At 62.5% G+C, this 18,615-nt stretch carries 17 protein-coding genes and 2 pseudogenes; 11 read left to right on the top strand and 8 right to left on the bottom strand.

All coding sequences use genetic code 11. From position 1 onward, the window contains the following. Positions 1 to 673, top strand: a 673-nt coding sequence (locus NKJ90_RS32200; RefSeq protein WP_352487665.1) for an SLC13 family permease, incomplete at its 5' end; no start/stop codon positions are given. Here NKJ90_RS32200 and NKJ90_RS32195 read toward each other — a convergent pair. Then, a complete protein-coding gene (locus tag NKJ90_RS32195; protein ID WP_023761939.1) occupies positions 670 to 792 on the bottom strand; it encodes a hypothetical protein in 123 nt (40 codons plus the stop codon). The genes NKJ90_RS32200 and NKJ90_RS32195 overlap by 4 nt on opposite strands. Here NKJ90_RS32195 and NKJ90_RS32190 point away from each other — a divergent pair. Continuing rightward, a pseudogene (locus NKJ90_RS32190) lies at positions 790 to 1,086 on the top strand (enoyl-CoA hydratase); the annotation flags it as partial. The gene NKJ90_RS32195 and the pseudogene NKJ90_RS32190 overlap by 3 nt on opposite strands. Here NKJ90_RS32190 and NKJ90_RS32185 read toward each other — a convergent pair. From NKJ90_RS32185 to NKJ90_RS32165, 5 genes are all read right to left on the bottom strand, one after another. Then, positions 1,047 to 1,355, bottom strand: coding sequence for a cupredoxin domain-containing protein (locus NKJ90_RS32185; protein ID WP_023761941.1), 309 nt, complete (start codon positions 1,353 to 1,355; stop codon positions 1,047 to 1,049). The pseudogene NKJ90_RS32190 and the gene NKJ90_RS32185 sit on opposite strands and share 40 nt — an antisense overlap. A gap of 11 nt (positions 1,356 to 1,366) precedes the next feature. Beyond that, the gene (locus tag NKJ90_RS32180) at positions 1,367 to 1,891 is read right to left on the bottom strand and encodes a DUF4142 domain-containing protein (RefSeq protein WP_023761942.1); all 525 of its coding nucleotides are present in this window, start codon (positions 1,889 to 1,891) and stop codon (positions 1,367 to 1,369) included. Between the two features lie 115 nt (positions 1,892 to 2,006). Beyond that, entirely contained in the window at positions 2,007 to 2,678 is a 672-nt protein-coding gene (locus NKJ90_RS32175) for an RNA polymerase sigma factor (RefSeq protein ID WP_023761943.1), read from the bottom strand. A gap of 104 nt (positions 2,679 to 2,782) precedes the next feature. Then, positions 2,783 to 3,871 carry an HPP family protein gene (locus tag NKJ90_RS32170; protein ID WP_023761944.1) on the bottom strand — a complete coding sequence of 363 codons (1,089 nt, stop codon included), beginning with the start codon at positions 3,869 to 3,871 and terminating at the stop codon, positions 2,783 to 2,785. A gap of 144 nt (positions 3,872 to 4,015) precedes the next feature. After that, a complete protein-coding gene (locus NKJ90_RS32165) occupies positions 4,016 to 5,200 on the bottom strand; it encodes a cystathionine beta-lyase (RefSeq protein ID WP_023761945.1) in 1,185 nt (394 codons plus the stop codon). A 601-nt stretch (positions 5,201 to 5,801) separates the two neighbouring features. Between NKJ90_RS32165 and NKJ90_RS32160 the strand changes: the two genes are divergently transcribed. The 7 genes and pseudogenes from NKJ90_RS32160 to NKJ90_RS32130 all read left to right on the top strand — a co-directional run bounded on the left by NKJ90_RS32160 (position 5,802) and on the right by NKJ90_RS32130 (position 12,756). Next, positions 5,802 to 6,437 carry a DUF1326 domain-containing protein gene (locus tag NKJ90_RS32160; RefSeq protein ID WP_023761946.1) on the top strand — a complete coding sequence of 212 codons (636 nt, stop codon included), beginning with the start codon at positions 5,802 to 5,804 and terminating at the stop codon, positions 6,435 to 6,437. 9 nt (positions 6,438 to 6,446) lie between these two features. Then, positions 6,447 to 7,294 (top strand): annotated as a pseudogene (locus NKJ90_RS32155) (DUF2182 domain-containing protein). Positions 7,295 to 7,694: 400 nt separating this feature from the next. Further along, positions 7,695 to 8,723: an amino acid ABC transporter substrate-binding protein gene (locus tag NKJ90_RS32150; protein WP_023761947.1), complete on the top strand. Its 1,029-nt coding sequence runs from the start codon at positions 7,695 to 7,697 to the stop codon at positions 8,721 to 8,723. 63 nt (positions 8,724 to 8,786) lie between these two features. Beyond that, complete coding sequence (locus tag NKJ90_RS32145) at positions 8,787 to 9,974, top strand: amino acid ABC transporter permease (protein ID WP_023761948.1); 1,188 nt, start codon at positions 8,787 to 8,789, stop codon at positions 9,972 to 9,974. Between the two features lie 9 nt (positions 9,975 to 9,983). Next, complete coding sequence (locus NKJ90_RS32140) at positions 9,984 to 11,141, top strand: amino acid ABC transporter permease (protein ID WP_023761949.1); 1,158 nt, start codon at positions 9,984 to 9,986, stop codon at positions 11,139 to 11,141. A gap of 78 nt (positions 11,142 to 11,219) precedes the next feature. Next, positions 11,220 to 11,969: an amino acid ABC transporter ATP-binding protein gene (locus NKJ90_RS32135; protein WP_031260969.1), complete on the top strand. Its 750-nt coding sequence runs from the start codon at positions 11,220 to 11,222 to the stop codon at positions 11,967 to 11,969. A gap of 118 nt (positions 11,970 to 12,087) precedes the next feature. Then, positions 12,088 to 12,756 (top strand): TIGR02117 family protein, encoded by a 669-nt coding sequence (locus tag NKJ90_RS32130; protein ID WP_023761951.1) that lies wholly within the window; start codon positions 12,088 to 12,090, stop codon positions 12,754 to 12,756. 118 nt (positions 12,757 to 12,874) lie between these two features. Here NKJ90_RS32130 and NKJ90_RS32125 read toward each other — a convergent pair whose 3' ends face one another. Beyond that, positions 12,875 to 14,116 carry an FAD-dependent monooxygenase gene (locus NKJ90_RS32125; RefSeq protein WP_023761952.1) on the bottom strand — a complete coding sequence of 414 codons (1,242 nt, stop codon included), beginning with the start codon at positions 14,114 to 14,116 and terminating at the stop codon, positions 12,875 to 12,877. A gap of 20 nt (positions 14,117 to 14,136) precedes the next feature. Further along, on the bottom strand, positions 14,137 to 14,382 hold the full coding sequence (locus NKJ90_RS32120; RefSeq protein WP_023761953.1) for a zinc-finger domain-containing protein: 246 nt from the start codon (positions 14,380 to 14,382) through the stop codon (positions 14,137 to 14,139). A 244-nt stretch (positions 14,383 to 14,626) separates the two neighbouring features. Between NKJ90_RS32120 and NKJ90_RS32115 the strand changes: the two genes are divergently transcribed. Together NKJ90_RS32115 and ppx are read left to right on the top strand one after the other, a co-directional pair. Then, on the top strand, positions 14,627 to 16,828 hold the full coding sequence (locus NKJ90_RS32115; RefSeq protein WP_023761954.1) for an RNA degradosome polyphosphate kinase: 2,202 nt from the start codon (positions 14,627 to 14,629) through the stop codon (positions 16,826 to 16,828). Then, positions 16,828 to 18,363, top strand: a complete 1,536-nt coding sequence (gene ppx / locus NKJ90_RS32110; RefSeq protein WP_023761955.1) for an exopolyphosphatase — start codon at positions 16,828 to 16,830, stop codon at positions 18,361 to 18,363. Before NKJ90_RS32115 ends, ppx begins: the two co-directional genes overlap by 1 nt. The last annotated feature ends 252 nt before the right edge of the window (positions 18,364 to 18,615 follow it).

The following is an 18,615-nucleotide window of genomic DNA, read 5'->3' as shown; positions in this document are numbered from 1 at the left end:
GTTCGGCCTCGTCGCGGTGGTCGTCATCATCCGCGTCGTCTACCGGGCCGAATTCGCACGCACGGTCCAACTGACGCCCGAGGTCGCGCGCGGCCGCATGCATAAGCGGCAGGTGCTGAAGGCGGTGGTGGTCTGCATCGGACTGGCAATTGCCTTCTTCGCCGGCGTGCCCGTCGCCAAGGCAGCCCTCGTCGGCGGCGCGATCCTCTTGCTCACCCGTGCCATCAAGCCGGAACGCATCTACCGCGAGATCGACGGTCCGCTGCTGTTCATGTTCGCCGGCCTGTTCATTGTCGTCGCCGGCGCCGAAAGAACGCTGCTGACATCAGACATGATCGCTTCGGCAAAGAATCTCGGGCTGGACGATGTCTGGCGCCTGTCCGGCTTCACCGCGGTGCTCTCCAACATCATGAGCAATGTCCCGGCCGTGCTGGCGCTGCGGCCCTTCATACCCGGCCTCGAAAACCCCGAGCGCGCCTGGCTGGTCGTCGCCATGAGCTCGACGCTGGCCGGCAATTTCACGCTGCTTGGTTCGGTCGCCAACCTGATCGTCGCCGAACAGGCACGGGCCGCCGGCACGCCGCTGTCGTTCGGCGCCTTCTTCAAGATCGGCTTGCCATTGACGCTGATAACGCTTGGTATGGGCACGGCATGGCTGGCGTTTGGGTTCTAGACCTGGCTGCTTGAAGTTCGCGCCCGCACAAGCGTCGCTGCGGCGCGGCCGGCCGCCTCGATATAATCGAGATTGCGGTGGATCAGCATGATCGAAAAGGAGCCGTCGATCAGCAGCACGATCTAGCGCGCCAAGGCTTGCGGCACTCCGAACCGGCGATCGCCAGCATCCTAACGGCGGTGGCGCGCGGCCTCAATCAGAGCATCACCGACGGCCTGCTGGTCGAGGCCGAGCAGTTCGCCCGCATGGCCTCGACCGCCGATTTGCGCGAAGGGCTCGATGCCTGGATCGAGCGGCGCGAGCCGCGCTATGGCGGCGCATGGGCACATATCGCGCGGCCTGAGGAGACCAGGCGAGCCTCGCTGGCGTCGGATCAGGGCGCCACCACCAAGCGGCCTTTCATGTTGGGGTGAAAGCGGCAGAAATAGTCGACCGGTCCCGCCGCCTTCAACGTCAGGCTTCCGGATTTCTTCGGCGGGATCATCACTTCCCAGCCACCTTTCACCGTGGCCGTGTGGGCGAACATATCCTTGTTCACCCACTCGATCGTGTCGCCGACCTTGGCCCCGACGGTGGCCGGCGAGAACACCAATTTGTCGATGGTGACCCGGATCGTTTCAGCTTGCGCCGGAATGATGCCGACGGCCAGCATCATCGCAATCCACAGAGGGCGTTTCGGCATGCTCCCGGTCCTTACTTCAGCATGCCGGCGACGTGTTCGGCATGCTGCTCATGGCCCTGGAAAATCTTCAGCCCGGTTTCCAGCAGGCTCTTCAATTCGGCATTCTGCGCCGACGGAATGAGCAGCGTTTCAAGAGCGCCGTCGACCTGCTTGTGATAGGCCACCTCATTGTCGACATAAGCCTTGTCGAAGGCCGCGCCCTTGAGCTTGGCGAGTTTCGCCCGCTCCTCCTCCGCCGCTTTGGTCAACGCCTTGCTGGTAGCGTTGTTTTCCGGCGTGACCTTGAGTTTCTTGACCAGATCGAGCGCCTGCACGTTCACCGCCTCATGGTCGCGGATCATGTCCTTGGCGAAGTCCACGACTTCCTTGTTCTTGGATTTCTTGATCGCCTGCTTGGCGGCCTCCACATCGAGCACGCCGGCGGTGTAGGCGATATGGGCGATCTGCGGGTCGGTCGGCTTGTCGGCGGCTTGCGCAAATGGGGCAGTGCCAAGCAGCAGCAGGGCGGCCAGCGCAGCGGTATATCGGATTAGCATGGTATCTCCTTCGCCCGGACGCAGGGGTCGCGCCGGACAGTGTTTTTCGGTTGACGATCATTGGATGCGGGACGGCGGCAAACGTTCCCGTCAAAATAAACTGAATCCGCCGGGGTCAGCTCTCCAGCCCGAGCCGCCGCATGACCGCGCTGGTAAGCCTTTCGCAACGGCGGCCGGCGAAGGGGAAGGCATCGAGCAGCACCGGCCCGATCTGGTCGTCCAGCGCCTTGCGCACCAGGGCACGGGCGCGGTGCAGCCTTGTCTTGACGGTTTGCGGCCGCACGCCGAGCAGATCGGCGGTCTCTTCGATGCTCAGCCCCTCGATCACACGTGCCACGAACACAGTCCGGTAGACATCGGGAAGGCTGTCGGTGGCCTGTTCGACCAGTTGGAGGATCTGCCGTTGCGCCATCGTCCGTTCCGGATCGTCGCTGGGGTTGAGGGGGAACCGGATGATCTCGGCTTGCGGGTTTTCCGGCATTGCTACCGTTCGGCGCCTCTTGCGCAGACGGCCGAGCGCCTCGTTGATGACGATGCGCGACAGCCATGTGGCCAGCGAAGAGTCGCCGCGAAAGGCATCGAGATGGGCGAACGCCCTGACATAGGCCTCCTGCACGATGTCCTCGGCCTCGCTGTCATTGCGCATGACGCCACGCGCGATCCTGTAGAGCCGTTGATTGTGCGTCTTGATGATGGTGCGGAAGGCATCGCCCTCGCGCGCCAGGGCGCGTCGCACGAGTTGCACGTCGCCTGATGCAGAAGACACGGCCGTCAAAACAGCAGGCATGGCCAGTTTCCTCAACCCGATCTCTGGACCGGAACCTCGATTGAGAGATTGGACGCTGTTGCCGGCAAAAGGTTCCCGACGATCTTTCTCCGGGTCCGGTGGGGTTAAGCTACCGCATCCAATGAAGGCTTGTCAGCAGCCTGCAGGCGCGCCGTTGCCGCCAGGAGATCGGTCTGGGTGATCAGCCCAAGAATCCGCTCGTCGTCGTCGACGATGATCACCGCGTGGCTGCGGCCGTCGGTGAGCACCGGCAGCAGGCCCATGGCGGCGAAATCGGCGCCGGCGGTCGCGGCGGGCGATATCACGGATGCAATCGAACCGCAGGCCTGGGTCAGTTCCCGCAATCCCACGGTGCCCGCCAGCCTTGCCTCCGCGTTGACGACCGGCAAGGTGCGGATGTTGTGGTCAAGCAGCAATTGGCGCGCCGCCTCGGCTGAGGTGTGTGCGTCGACCGAAATCACATCGCGCGACATGATGTCCTCGCACAGAACGGTCTTGTGCGCGCGCACCATCGCCTGCAATTCCACTTGCCGCAGCAGCCGGTCGAGATCGCTGCGATCGATATCGAACGTCTCGTCGAGTGCGCCAAGCGCGGCATCGATGTCTTCGGACCGGAAGCCGACGCGCGACTGTGCAGGCGGATCGCTGGTGCCGTGGCTATTCGTTGGCGCTGCAGCCGGCACATGCGGATAATTGCGCCGGGCCAGTCTGTGGAAGCCGTAGCCGAGCGCCACCAGCAGGATCGAGTTCAGCGCCACCGGCACGAACGGAAACAGGAAGCCGGCGCTGATGACGGCGGGCCCTCCCAGCACCGCGGTCAGGGCGGCCGCCCCGCCTGGCGGATGCAGGCAACGCGTGAACGACATTGCGGCGATGGCCAGTGCCACCGCGATGCCGGTGGCAAGGGCGGTTTCGTGGATGAAATGCGCCACGATCACGCCGACCAGTGCCGAAATCGTGTTGCCGCCGATGATCGACCATGGCTGCGCCAGCGGGCTGGCGGGCACGGCGAACAGGAGCACGGCCGACGCCCCCATCGGCGCCACCAGCAGCGGCACGTGCGGACCGTTGCCGAGCACGAGGCTGGCGATGACACCGGTGAGCGCAATGCCGACCGTCGCGCCGATACAGGCGACGAGGCGTTCGCGCAGCGTCGCGCCGGCAAGAATGGGAACAAAGAGGCGGAACGCCATGACGTCGAAAAACTCTGCCGTATTCCAGGGGAAGTAGAAATCGTGATGATCGCAACGCAATGGCGCGATCTCATGGGATTTGAAAGCCAAATCGATCCGCGAAGTTGCGTTTTGTGGGAATAGAATTCCGTGACTTCTGATCGTTCAGGCTGTCGCCGCGGCGGTCAGGCCGCGCGAAATGTCGGCCTTCAAGTCGTCGACATCCTCGAGGCCGATCTGCAGCCGGATCAACGGGCCCTCATAGGGCGCTTTCGCGACAACACGGTCGCCGAGCCAGACCGGCACCGCAAGGCTCTCATAGCCGCCCCAGGAATAACCGAGGCCGAAGATCCGCAACGCGTCTAGGAAGGCGTGCTGCTGCTTCTGGCCGCCGCCGGCAAGCACGATGGAAAAGATGCCGCTGGAGCCGGAGAAGTCGCGCTTCCACAAAGCGTGATCCGGGTGGCTGGGAAGGGCAGGGTGGAGCACGCGCGCCACGCCTTCCTGGCCTTCGAGCCAGGAGGCGATGGCGAGTGTGCTGCGCTGATGGTGCTCCAGGCGCACGCCCATGGTGCGCAGGCCGCGCAGCACCTGGTAGACATCGTCGGGCCCGGCGCAGCAGCCAAGCGTGCAGAAGCTCTCATAAAGATGCTTCCAGCAGCTCTCATTGGCCGACACCGTGCCAAGCAGCACGTCGGAATGGCCGGCCGGGTACTTCGTCGCTGCATGGATCGAAATGTCGACGCCATGGTCGAGCGGACGGAAATACAGCGGCGTCGCCCAGGTGTTGTCCATCATGACGATAGCGCCTGCGGCGTGCGCCGCCTTGACGATGGCCGGGATGTCCTGCACCTCGAAAGTGTTGGACGCTGGCGATTCCGTGAACACCACCTTGGTGTTGGGCTTGATCAACGCCGCGATGCCGGCGCCGACCTCGGGGGCATAGTACTCGACGTCGACACCCAGTCGCTTCAGCATCGTGTCGGCGAAGTTGCGGGTCGGGTGATAGACGCTATCGACGATCAGCAGATGGTCGCCAGCCGACACGAAGGCGAGCAGCGGCACGGTTACCGCCGCAAGCCCCGACGGCACCACGATCGTGCCGGCCGAGCCTTCCAACGCGTCTATGGCGTGGGCAAGGGCATCGGTCGTCGGCGTGCCGCGCGTGCCGTAGGTGTATTTCTGGCTGCGTGCCGCCATCGACGCCGCGTCTCGATAGAGCACGGTCGAGGCATGCACCACCGGCGGATTGACGAAGCCGAAATAGTCATGCGGATTGTTGCCTGAATGGGCAAGCCGCGTGTTGATGCCCATCTCGCCGCTAACGTGCCCGCTGCCGTCTTTCGCCATTCTGCGTCGCCTTGTTTGACAAGCCGCTAGCCATAGTGCGGCGTCATGGACCGTGCAACAGCCACCGGCCGCCAGGGGATGGACTTCGAATATGCCAATTCGTCGCGGCAAAAGGTGGCGATTTGGGTGCGGCGCGACCCCGGCGGTGCGTTGCCGGCAGATGCGCCGGTCTCCGCCGACAGGGCTACGAACTCGGGTCAACGGGTTCCTTCGCCGGCGCGTTGGCTGACGGAGCATCAAACGAAAAACCCGCCTGCGCGACGGGTCACTGGCGCAAATCGGCACCTTAGACAAATATATACCATAGCTGAGGTCACGGAATCAAGAAAAAATTCCTATCATGAAAAAGCTACCGGCACAAAAGCTGCCGACACCGCCGAACTGGCTGTCGTCAGGTCTTTCGTTAACCTGAGTTCGGAGCCCTATCTCAGCCGATCGGCCTATTGTGGCCGGCTGCGGAAGATATATAATTGTCTGCTAATATTAATCGCCGGATTGCTTCGATCAGATGCTGCCGGATGGTTGTTGCCGGTTGGACTTCTGGTCCTCCACGATCCGGATCGCGCTCATGAAGCGTGAGCGCGGCAAGGGGAGGAATGCCATGCCCGACGTCAAATGGACCATGAAGGCGCGCGAGTTCATCAACTGCAATTGCGCTTATGGCTGCCCGTGCCAGTTCAACGCCATGCCGACATACGGTTTCTGCGAGGCCGTTGCTGGCATGGAAATCGAGAGCGGCCATCACGGCGACACCAAGCTCGACGGATTGCGGTTCGTCGGGATTTTCCGCTGGCCCGGCGCCATACACCAGGGCAGGGGCGAAGCCGCGGTGGTTATCGACGAGAGGGCAACCGAAGCCCAGCGCGGAGCGCTGCTTCGCATATTGGGCGGTATGGACACCGAACCGGGTGCGACGATATTCCAGGTCTTTTCGACCACGCTGGAAAAATTCCACGATCCGATCTTCGCCCCGATCGATTTCAACGTCGACGTCGAGGCGCGAACCGGGCGGTTGCACGTCAAGGGTGTGACCGATGGCCATGGCGAGCCGATCAAGAATCCGGTCACCGGCGCGGAACACCGGGCGCGCATCGACCTGCCGCACGGTTTCGAATACGCGATCGCCGAAGTCGGGCGTGGCTGGACCAAGACGACGGGCCCGATCAAGTTCGAACTGGCCGATTCGCACAGCCATTTCGCCAATCTGCATCTCACGCAGAGCGGCATCGTGCATTGAGCTGATCCGATGACCGACACGGCCCTTGAGGCGGTGCTGCGGCGCGACCGCGCGGTCGTGACGGCCGCGCTCGTCGTGATTGCTGTGCTTGCCTGGGCCTACGTGCTGTGGCTCGCCGCCCACATGGTCATGCCCGGCTCCCCCCTGCCGGACGGCGCAGGCAGTGACATGTCCGGAGTGGACATGTCGAACATGGGCCGGATGGATATGGGCGCCGCCGTGGCGCCCGGTTTCCGGGCATGGGCACTGGCGGATTTCGCTTTCATCTTCACAATGTGGGCGGTGATGATGGTCGGCATGATGACGCCTTCGGTCGCGCCGATGCTGCTGCTCTATGCCGGCGTCGCCCGCAAGGCGCGGGCGGACGGCCGGCCCATCGCTTCGACGGGGTGGTTTTTTGCCGGCTACCTCTCCGTCTGGATCGTGTTCAGCATTGTGGCGACCGGCGCGCAATGGCTGCTCGCCCGTTTTGCCCTGCTCGATCCGCGACCGACAGCGCGATCCTCGGTGGCTTCGTCCTGATCGCCGCTGGCCTCTATCAATGGACAGCGATGAAGGGCGTCTGCCTGCGTCAATGTCAGGCGCCGATCGCGTTCCTGGCCAGCCATTGCGGGTTCCGCTCCGCTCCGCTCGGCGCGCTTCAGCTCGGCGTCGATCATGGCGCCTATTGTCTGGGTTGCTGCTGGGCGCTGATGGCTCTGCTGTTCGTCGGCGGCGTCATGAACGTGCTGTGGATCGCCGGCATCGCCATCCTTGTCTTGCTGGAGAAAACGGTCCCGACCGGCCAGTTGATTCCGCGCGTTTCCGGCGCGTCGATGGCTGCTATCGGAACCTGGCTCGTTTTTCGGGCGCTTTGAAACGGTCTTGTCTCAAGGCTGTGTTGGCTGGCGACCGCCCAGTATGTGTTGGATACCGTTGCGCCGAGTCAGTAACGCCTAGGTATTGCCTGGGATGAATTGCGGCTGCCGCGGCCTGCATTTGCGTTGCATGAGCTTTGCCGGCTTGTTTGCGCTGCTGACTAATTCGCGGGCGCGTTGTCTGCAATTCAGGCATTTGCGGCAATCGGTTTCAAACTCTTTCAGTTTAGGTCATTTCCCTTGACCTCACAGGAATTATCGCCTTCGATGACATTCGTGAATGGGAGGTGGCGCGTCGGTTACGATGCGGGGTGCCGGGAATGGGCCGGAACGGGAACAGCATTCACACGGGAAAAAAGTCAGGGTTTGCCCTGAAAACAGAGAAAAGGGTCTGTGGGTCATGAAACATATTGCTATCGGCATTCTTGGCGCCGCCACGCTTGGGTTGATGGCGTCGGCCGCGTCGGCGGCCACGCTCGACACCGTCAAGGCGAAGGGTTTCATCCAGTGCGGCGTCTCGACAGGCCTGGCCGGCTTCTCGGCGCCGGACGACAAGGGTGAGTGGCAAGGCATCGATGCGGATTTCTGCCGCGCTGTCGCAGCCGCCGTGTTTGGTGACGGCACCAAGGTCAAGTTCACGCCGCTCAGCGCCAAGGAGCGGTTCACGGCACTGCAGTCCGGTGAGGTCGACATCCTGTCGCGCAACACCACCTGGACCATCAATCGCGACACGGCGCTTGGCCTGAATTTCGTCGGCGTCACCTACTATGACGGCCAGGGTTTCATGATCAATGCCAAGAAGCTGCCGGGCGTCAATTCGGCGTTGCAGCTTTCCGGCGCCGCCGTCTGCGTGCAGAGCGGCACCACCACCGAGCTCAATCTGGCCGACTATTTCAAGGCCAACAAGATGGAGTACAGTCCGGTCGTCTTCGAAAAGCTGGAAGAGGTCAACGCCGCCTATAACGCCGGCCGTTGCGACGTCTACACCACCGACCAGTCGGGCCTCTACGGCATCCGCCTGACGCTGGACTCGCCGGCCGACCACGTCGTGCTGCCCGAGATCATCTCCAAGGAGCCGCTCGGACCGGCCGTGCGCCAGGGTGACGACCAGTGGTACCACATCGTCAAGTGGACCTATTTCGCTCTGTTGCAGGCGGAAGAGCTTGGCATCACCAAGGCCAATGTCGACGAAATGAAGAACTCGCCCAGCCCGGAGATCAAGCGCGTGCTTGGCCAGGAAGCCGATACCAAGATCGGTACCGATCTCGGCGTCTCCAACGACTGGGTCGTCAACATCGTCAAGGCCGTGGGCAATTATGGCGAAATGTTCGACCGCAATGTCGGTTCGGGCAGCCCGCTGAAGATCGCCCGCGGCATCAACGCACTGTGGACCAAGGGCGGCCTGCAGTACTCTCCGCCGATCCGCTGATCGAAATGTGATCCGGGAGGCAGGTCGTCTGCTTCCCGGTTTCTCTTTCCAGGGGACGGTCGAATGGCATCGCAGGAAGTTCTTCGCGAGGAGCCCAGCCGAGGTTCCTTCATCAACGATCCAAGAGTCCGGGGCATATTCTTCCAGGCGGTGGTCGTCGTTGTGTTGGTGGCTGGCGTCTGGTGGATTGCCCATAACGTCATCGACAATCTGACCCGGCTGCGCATCGCGTCGGGCTTCGGCTTCCTCAAGGGCCGCGCCGGCTTCGACATCAGCGAGAGCGCCATCGCCTATTCATCGGATTCGACCTATGGCCGCGCCATCCTGGTCGGCTTCCTCAACACCGTGATCGTCGCCGTCGTCGGCATCATCACCGCGACAATCATCGGCTTCATTGTCGGCATCGGCCGGCTTTCGCAAAACTGGCTGATCAGGAAGATCTGCACGGTCTATGTCGAGGTGTTCCGCAACATCCCGCCGCTGCTGGTCATCTTCTTCTGGTATTCCGGCGTGCTTGCCGTACTGCCGCCGCCGCGCGAGAGCATCAATCTGCCGTTCGGCTCCTTCCTCAACCAGCGCGGCTTCTATTTTCCGCGCGCCGTGTGGGGCGACGGCTCCTGGCTTATCTTCGTCGCTCTGCTTGTCGGCATCGCCATGGCGTGGTTCGTCGCGCGCAAGGCGCGGCAACGGCAGATGGCGACCGGCCAGCAATTTCCGGTGTTTTGGACGTCCGCCGCGGTGATCGTCGGGCTGCCTCTGCTCGCCTATGTGTTGAGCGGCTTCCCCTTGAGCTTCGATTACCCCAAGCAATCGACCTTCAACCTGACCGGCGGCTTCCAGGTCAGGCCGGAGTTCCTGTCGCTGTATCTGGCGCTGTCCTGCTATACCGCCGCCTTCATTGCCGAGATCGTACGCGCCGGCATCAGGGGCGTCAGCAAGGGCCAGACGGAAGCTGCCGGCGCGTTGGGGTTGCGGCCCGGATCGATCCTGCGGCTGGTCGTCGTGCCGCAAGCCATGCGCATAGTCATTCCGCCGCTGACCAGCCAGTATCTCAATCTGACCAAGAACTCGTCGCTCGCTATCGCCATCGGCTATCCGGACCTGACTGCCACCGCCGGCACGGTGCTGAACCAGACCGGCCAGGCCGTCGAGGGCGTGGTGATCATGATGGTGATCTATCTGGCCATCAGCCTTCTGACCTCGCTTGTGATGAACTGGTTCAACGCCAAGATGGCGCTGGTGGAGAGGTGAGGTAAGGACATGCAGGAACATGACATGTCCTGGGTGCGCGCCGAAATGGCGCTGGCTGAGCCAGCACCTGCCGGCGTTGCGGGTTTCCAAGCGTGGGTGCGCAAGAACCTGATCGCTTCCACCGGCGACACCATCATGACCATCGCCGGCATCGCCCTGGTGGTGATGATCCTGCCGCAAATCATCAATTGGGCGTTCATCAATGCTGTGTGGACCGGGCCGGACCGGACCGCATGCGCCACCGTGGCGCAAGGCGGCGTCCAGCCGGAGGGCTGGACTGGCGCCTGCTGGGCTTTCGTCAATGCCAAATTCGGACAGTTCATGGTCGGGCGTTATCCGATCGAGGAGCGCTGGCGGCCGATTCTGGTCGCTATCCTGTTCGTGGCGCTGCTGGTGCCGATGCTCATCCCGAAGGTGCCGCGTAAAGGCCTGAATGCCATTCTGCTGTTCTTTGCACTGCCGATCGTCGCCTTCATCCTGCTGGTCGGCGGCATGTTCGGCCTGCCGCATGTCGAAACCTCGCTGTGGGGCGGGCTGCTGGTGACGCTCAGCCTGTCCTTCGTCGGTATTGCAGTTTCGCTGCCGCTTGGCATCGTGCTGGCGCTCGGCCGTCGGTCCAAGATGCCGATCATCAAGACGCTGTGCGTCATCTTCATCGAGACGGTGCGCGGCATCCCGCTGATCACAGTGCTGTTCTTCGCCAGCGTCATGCTGCCGCTGTTCCTGCCGGAGGGCGTCTCGTTCGACAAGTTCCTGCGCGCTTTGATCGGCGTGTCGCTGTTTGCCGCCGCCTATATGGCCGAAGTGGTGCGCGGCGGACTGCAGGCAATCCCCAAGGGCCAGTATGAAGGTGCGGATTCGCTCGGCCTCGGCTATTGGCAAAAGATGTATTTGATCGTCATGCCACAGGCACTGAAGCTGGTCATCCCGGGCATCGTCAACACCTTTATCGGCATGTTCAAGGACACCAGCCTGGTCATCATCATCTCGATGTTCGACCTGCTCGGCATTGTGAAGCAGAACTTCTCCGACCCGAACTGGGCAACGGCGCAGACGGCCAGGTCCGGCCTGATCTTCGCGGCCTTCATCTTCTGGCTGTTCTGCTTCGGCATGTCGCGCTATTCAATGTTCACAGAACGTCGGCTCGACACCGGCCACAAACGCTAAACAAAAGAACAAAGGGAACCCGTCATGGCCACCGAAAATGCCGTCAGCGCGGAAGAGATCAAGGTCAACGCCGCCAAGATGCAGATTTCGACCACCGATGTCGCCATAGACATCATCGCCATGCACAAATGGTATGGCGAATTCCATGTGCTGAAGGACATCAATCTGAAAGTGATGCGCGGCGAGCGTATTGTCATCTGTGGCCCTTCGGGCTCCGGCAAATCGACGATGATCCGCTGCATCAACCGTCTGGAAGAGCACCAGAAGGGCAAGATCATCGTCGACGGCAAGGAACTGACCAACGATCTCAAGAAGATCGACGAGGTCCGCCGCGAGGTTGGCATGGTGTTCCAGCACTTCAACCTGTTCCCGCATCTGACCATTCTGGAGAACTGCACGCTGGCGCCGATCTGGGTGCGCAAGACGCCGAAGAAACAGGCAGAGGAAATCGCCATGCATTTCCTCAAGCGCGTCAAGATCCCCGAACAGGCCCATAAATATCCCGGCCAGCTGTCCGGCGGCCAGCAGCAGCGCGTGGCGATCGCCCGCTCGCTATGCATGAACCCGCGCATCATGCTGTTCGATGAGCCAACCTCGGCGCTCGATCCGGAAATGATCAAGGAAGTGCTGGAGACCATGGTTGGCCTTGCCGAGGAAGGCATGACCATGCTGTGCGTCACCCACGAGATGGGCTTTGCCCGCAAGGTCGCCAACCGCGTGATCTTCATGGACCAGGGCCAGATCGTCGAGCAGAACACGCCGGCCGAGTTCTTCGACCACCCGCGCCACGAGCGCACGAAGCTGTTCCTGTCACAGATCCTGCACTGATCGTTTTTCCACGGACGCAAGAAGCCCGGCCGAAACTTTGGCCGGGCTCTTTTCGTATGGATCGCCAGGATGTGAGGCAGATGTGTTGCGCCGGAGCGCCACCGCAGGGCTGCCGTCGATGAAGAAGCCCTGGCGATGTCTCGGCCTGGTGGTTGCGGTGGTGACGTTGACGGTTGCGCTGGGTGCGTTGGTGCCGCGGCCGCTGTGGCGGTCGGCCGCCGCGGCAGCACCCGCCGCCACCCACCGCATCCTGGTGTTGAAGAACCCGATCCACACCGACATCGCCATTCCGATCGACGATGCCGTGCGCCAGCGCTTCCACTTCCTGGTCGACGCCGGCATACCCGCCGATAGCCCGGAGGTGCGCTACATCGTCTTCGGCTGGGGTGGCCGCGCCTTCTATCTGGAGACGCCGACATGGTCTGAGTTGAAGGCTGTGCCGGTGATGAAGGCACTGACCGTCGATGCGTCGGTCATGCATGTCGAGGTCGCCGGCGACATCATCAAGGGTCCCGACATTGCCGGCTTCGACATCGGCGAGGAGCGCTTTGCGGCGCTGCTCGATTTCATCGATACGAGTTTTCAGCGGGATCCGACGGGTCCGACCCTTGTTCCGGGCGCGGCCTATTCCAGGTTCGACGGCTTCTACGAAGCCAATGGCCATTTTAACGCATTGGTCGGCTGCAACACGTGGACGGCGGCTGCCTTGCGCATCGCCGGCCTGCGCACCGGCTGGTGGAACCCGCTGCCCGTATCGCTTGGCCTGTCGATGCGGCTTTACAATTAGCGTGGGCATTCCGCGAATTGGCAAGCGTCGCGTTCCTTCACACCCCCCTCTGTCCTGCCGGACATCTCCGGCAGGACAGAGGGGGGTGCTGTCCCACCAACCGATTGTGCTTGTACGCTCAGCGTCGAATGATCTTCTGAGCCCGCCACCCATAGAGCCAGTCCAAATCCGCCGCGAGTTTTTCCGACGAGCGGATTTTCAGGAACACATTGCGCGCGATCGCCACTGGGCCCGCGGCATGCCAGGCAAGGCGGTTGATGGCGCCGCGGCGTGCGACCCTGGCGACGCGCGGCCGCCGCAGGTTCTCCCAGATTTGTAGGCTTTGTGCCGGATCGGCAGGGAAGTCGGCAATGATATCGGCAAGTGTCGCCGCATCCTCGATCGCCATGGCCGCGCCTTGCGCTGCGAACGGCGTCATCGCATGTGCGGCGTCGCCGATCAGCGCGATGCCGTCCGGCATTGTCCAGGGTCGCTTCTGGTCGACCGTATGAAGCGGCCAGGTCAGCCACGGGCCAGCCCCTTCCACCAGTCTTGCAAGGCCAGGCGCGGTGCCGCGCACTGCGCCGGCGAGGATGCCGGGATCGGCATGGCCGGACCAGCCTTCGGCAATGCGTTCGCCCTTGGTGAAGGCGACGAGATTGAAGGCGTCACCCCCGCTGACGGGATAGGCGACCATATGGAAGCCCCGGTGCAGGAAGGTGGTGACGCAGTCCGGAGCGCCGATCGCCGCGAACGCCTGCCCTGCGGCACTCAGCGCGGCAATGGTCGTGCGCCAGGCCAGTTCGCCGGAAAAGCGACTTCTTGGCGAGGCAGCCCCCTTTGCCGCGTCGACAAGCCCGCGCACCGAGGACCAAACGCCATCGGCGCCGACCAGCAGGAACCCCTCGGCCGCGATGGATTTGCCGTCGATCTCAACCGTCGCGGTGATGCCATGGGCTCCGGTGGCAAAACCGTGGAGGCGGGCCCCAGTGACGATCTTGATGTCGGCGATCTCGTCGGCACGCGCCATCAGTGCACTCTGCAGGTCGGCCCTGTGGGCGACGAGATAGGGCAGCTGCCAGCGCGTCTCGGCGACTTGCCCCAACGGCACGCGTGCCAGTTCGCGCAGCGTCGCTGCGTCCTTCAAGACCACGGCTTCCGGCCGCACCGCTGCCGGCAGCAGCCGGTCGAGCACTCCAAGCTGGCCCAGGATGCGCGTCGCGTTGGGAGAAAGCTGGAGGCCGGCGCCTACTGCTTCCAGGCGTTGAGCCTGTTCGAACACCTGCACGGAATAGCCGTGTTTGGCGAAAACAAGCGCTGCGGTCAGCCCGGCGACGCCCGCCCCGGCGATGAGAATTTGCCGGGAACGCATGTCGTTCATCGAGCTTGTCGCGAAAAGAATCAGGCAGCCTGGTCGATATAGATGCAGCCGGCCGGCAGCGTTTCCGTCGCCTTCAGCTTGGGCGAATAGCGGTACAGCGTCGAGCAATAGGGGCAGACTTTTTCATTGTCGTCGCCCATGTCGAGAAACACATGCGGGTGATCGAAAGGCGGGTTGGCGCCCGTGCACATGAATTCCTTGACGCCGATGTCGATAGCCGGGTAGCCCGCATCGTTCTGGAAGTGGGGAATGGAACCGCCTGCCATCGTCGTCTCCTTAACGCAGTCTCTTCTGCATCTGGATCATAACAGGCGTCTTTGCAAGTTCGATGAAATGAAACTGTCGCAAAAGCCTGTCAGAGGATAAGTTAAGCCGGTTAACGCATGACCCGGAAAACCGACTTCGGTTTTCGGAAGGGATCATGCGTTGCCCTGGAGTGGTAGAGCGTCCTTTGCGCGTCCTCGAGGACGCGCGGCGCCCTAGCCGGCAGACTGTGTGGAAGAGCGGAATATGAACGAACTGAAGCCGGTGCAGAGCGAATTCATCAACGTCGAGGCGGCAAGCCCGGAAGGCGGCAATCCGGATCGTTTCGTCAATCGCGAATTTTCCTGGCTGCAGTTCAACCGGCGCGTTCTCGAAGAATCGCTGAACCTCAATCATCCGCTGCTGGAGCGTGTCCGTTTCCTGTCGATCTCGGCCGCCAATCTCGACGAGTTCTTCATGGTGCGCGTCGCCGGCCTCGCCGGCCAGGTGCGCGAAGGCATCGTGCTGAAAAGTCCTGACGGGCGCACCCCCGAACAGCAGCTGGAACAGCTGCTGCGCGAGGTCGAGCGGCTGCAGGAAGACCAGCAGAAGAGCCTGTCTGCGCTCACGGTGCTGCTCAACAAGGAGGGCATCGAGACCATTACCCGCGACGCGCTCACCAAGGACGAGAAAATCTGGCTGGAAGACCATTTCCAGGAGCAGGTGTTTCCGGTGCTGACACCGCTGTCGATCGACCCGGCGCACCCGTTCCCGTTCATCCCCAATCTCGGCTTCTCGATGGCGCTGCAACTGCGTCATCGCAAGAACGGCGAAGAGATGAGCGCGCTGCTGCGCCTGCCGGTGGCGCTCAAGCGCTTCATCCGTCTGCCGGACCGCAAACGCCATGTCCGCTTCATCCCGCTGGAAGAAGCGGTCGGCCTGTATATCGGCAAGCTCTTCCCTGGCTATGAGGTCAAGGGCTCGGGCACGTTCCGCATCATCCGCGACAGCGATATCGAGGTCGAGGAGGAGTCCGAGGATCTAGTGCGCCTGTTCGAGACGGCGCTGAAGCGGCGCCGCCGCGGTTCGGTGATCCGGATCGAGTTCGACATACTGATGCCGGCGGAACTGCGCGATTTCGTCGCTGGCGAGCTTGGCGTCTCGTCGAGCCGCATCAGCGTGCTCACCGGTCCGCTGGCGCTCAGCCAGATTTCCGAAATCGTCGCCGTTCCCCGCGACGATCTCAAATTCACCCCCTACAATCCGCGCTTTCCCGAACGCATTCGCGAGCACGGCGGCGACTGTTTCGCCGCCATCCGCGAGAAGGACATCGTCGTCCACCATCCGTATGAATCCTTCGATGTGGTGGTGCAGTTCCTGCGTCAGGCGATGGCAGACCCGGAAGTGGTGGCGATCAAGCAGACGCTTTACCGCACCTCCAATGACAGCCCGATCGTGCGCGCGCTGGTCGACGCGGCCGAGGCCGGCAAATCGGTCACGGCGCTGGTCGAGCTCAAGGCGCGCTTCGACGAGGAAGCCAACATCCGCTGGGCGCGCGACCTGGAGCGTGCAGGCGTGCAGGTCGTGTTCGGGTTTCTCGAACTGAAGACACATGCGAAGATGTCGCTGGTGGTGCGGCGCGAGGACGGCAAGTTGCGCAACTATGTGCACCTCGGCACCGGCAACTACCATCCGGTCACCGCCCGCATTTACACCGACCTGTCCTTCTTCACCACCGATCCGACGATTGCCCGCGATGTCGCCCAGCTCTTCAATTTCATCACCGGTTATGCCGAGCCGACGGACGAAATGCGTCTGGCGATCTCGCCGTTCACGCTGAGAAGCCGCATCCTGAAGCACGTTGCCGATGAGATTGCCTATGCCGTGGAAGGCAAGCCGGCGCGCATCTGGATGAAGATGAATGCGCTCGTTGACCCGATCATCATCGACGCGCTCTATGATGCCAGCCGCGCCGGAGTCGAGATCGACCTTGTCGTGCGCGGCATCTGCTGCCTGCGGCCGCAGGTTCCGGGCCTTTCGGAGAACATTCGTGTAAAATCGATCGTCGGAAGGTTTCTCGAGCACAGCCGCATCTATTGCTTCGGCAACGGTCACGGCCTGCCGTCGGACGAGGCTGTCGTCTACATCTCGTCGGCGGACCTCATGCCGCGCAATCTCGACCGCCGCGTCGAAACCATGGTGCCGATCATCAACCCAACTGTGCATGAACAGATCCTTGGCCAGATCATGCTTGGCAACATCATGGACAATCAGCAAAGTTTCGACGTATTGGCTGATGGAACTTCCCGGCGCGTGGTGCTGGAGGAGGGCGAGGAACCGTTCAACGCGCAGGAATATTTCATGACCAATCCGAGCCTGTCGGGACGGGGTGACGCGCTGAAGTCGCACGCGCCCAAGCGCATCGCGCAATTCAAGCGCCGCAAGAAGAACGCCGCAGCGTCCGGCTGATGCTGTCTAATTCCCAAGGCCGGTTGCAGGACCGTCGACCGCTGTCCATCATCGACATCGGATCGAATTCGATCCGTCTCGTCGTCTATGAGGGGCTGTCGCGCTCGCCGACCATGCTGTTCAACGAAAAGATGCTCGCCGGTCTCGGCCGAGGCATCGTTTCGACCGGCAAGCTCGACCCCGAGGCGGTGACGCGCTCGATGGAAGAGTTCCGCCGCTTTCGTGCGCTCTCCGACCAGGCCGGCGCCGAACAGATGTATGTGCTGGCCACCGCTGCCGCCCGTGAGGCTATCAACGGTCCCGATTTCATCCACCGCGCCGAAGATGTGCTCAAGACCGAGATCCGTGTGATCAGCGGCCGTCAGGAAGCCTATTATTCGGCGCTTGGCGTCATTTCCGGCTTCCATCCGGCCGATGGCATCGCCGGCGATCTGGGTGGCGGCAGCCTCGAACTGGTCGATGTCAACGGCGAAGCGATCGGTGACGGCATAACGCTGCCGCTGGGCGGCCTGCGCCTGCAGGACATGGCGAAGAACTCGCTGACCCAGGCGGCCAAGATCGCGCGTGACGAACTCGCGAGGGCCAAGCTGTTGAAAGGCGGTCGGGGCAGGCCCTTCTACGCCGTAGGCGGAACCTGGCGAAATCTCGCCCGGCTGCACATGGAAATGACCAACTATCCGCTTGGCGTCATGCATCACTACGAGATATCAGCCGAAAGCGCGTCGAACTTCCTCAAGCAGGTCGCCAAGGCCGAGATCGAGAAGGTCAAGGGGATCGAAGGCGTTTCCAAGAACCGCCGTTCGCTGCTGCCTTATGGCGCCATCGTGCTGCAGGAAATCATGGCGGCGATGCAGCCGTCGAAGATCATCGTCTCGGCGCTCGGCGTCCGCGAAGGCTTTCTCTATTCGCTGCTCGACAAGGCAGAGCAGAAGGCCGATCCTTTGATTTCGGCCTCGGAGGAACTCGCCCGCCTGCGCTCCCGCTCCGTCACCCATTCGCATGAGCTTGTCGACTGGACAGCAAGGACCTTTGCCGCCTTCGGCATCGACGAGACCGAGGACGAGGCACGCTATCGCCACGCGGCGGCATTGCTCGCCGACATCGGCTGGCGCGCGCATCCTGAATACCGCGGCAAGCAGTCGCTCAACATCATCGCACACGCGTCCTTCTTCGGTGTCGACCATCCCGGCCGCGCCTTCCTGGCGCTGGCCAACGCCTACCGTCACGACGGCATCTTCAACGAATCCATCGCCCCTGAAATCAAGGCGCTGGCGACGCCGCGCTATCTGGAGCGGGCCAGGGTGCTGGCGGCGATGATGCGCGTCGTCTATCTGCTGACGGCGTCGATGCCGGGCATCATGCCCAGGCTGAAATGGGAACAGCGCGGCAACGGCGTGCTGGCGCTGGTCTTGCCGGCATCGCTGGCCGACCTCTATGGCGAACGGCCGGCCGGACGCCTGGCGCAACTGGCAAGGATCACCAACCGCCGTCTGGTGTTGGCCGTCGAGGGCGGCCCGAGCGTGTCGGTGAAGTGAACACGGCCTACCAGAGCGTGACTTAACCCACGCGGATATTAGACCAACTCGTTCGCGCCACTTGTCAGCGGCTTCGCGTTTGATGACCGGCTTCCCCCAATCCGTCGCTGCTTCGCAGCGCCACCTTTCCCCCCTCCGGAGGGAAAGGAAGGGAGCCTAGCGTGAGGGATAGTGTCCTGAAGGTTCTGCAAAAAGTTTTGGAGAGAGAACGGTCGTCGCGCTGAGGCGAAAGCGGCCATGGCACGCTGGTGA

The organism is Mesorhizobium sp. M0051, from assembly GCF_040323235.1.
GTDB lineage: Bacteria > Pseudomonadota > Alphaproteobacteria > Rhizobiales > Rhizobiaceae > Mesorhizobium.
This window is presented reverse-complemented; position numbering and strand designations above follow the sequence as displayed.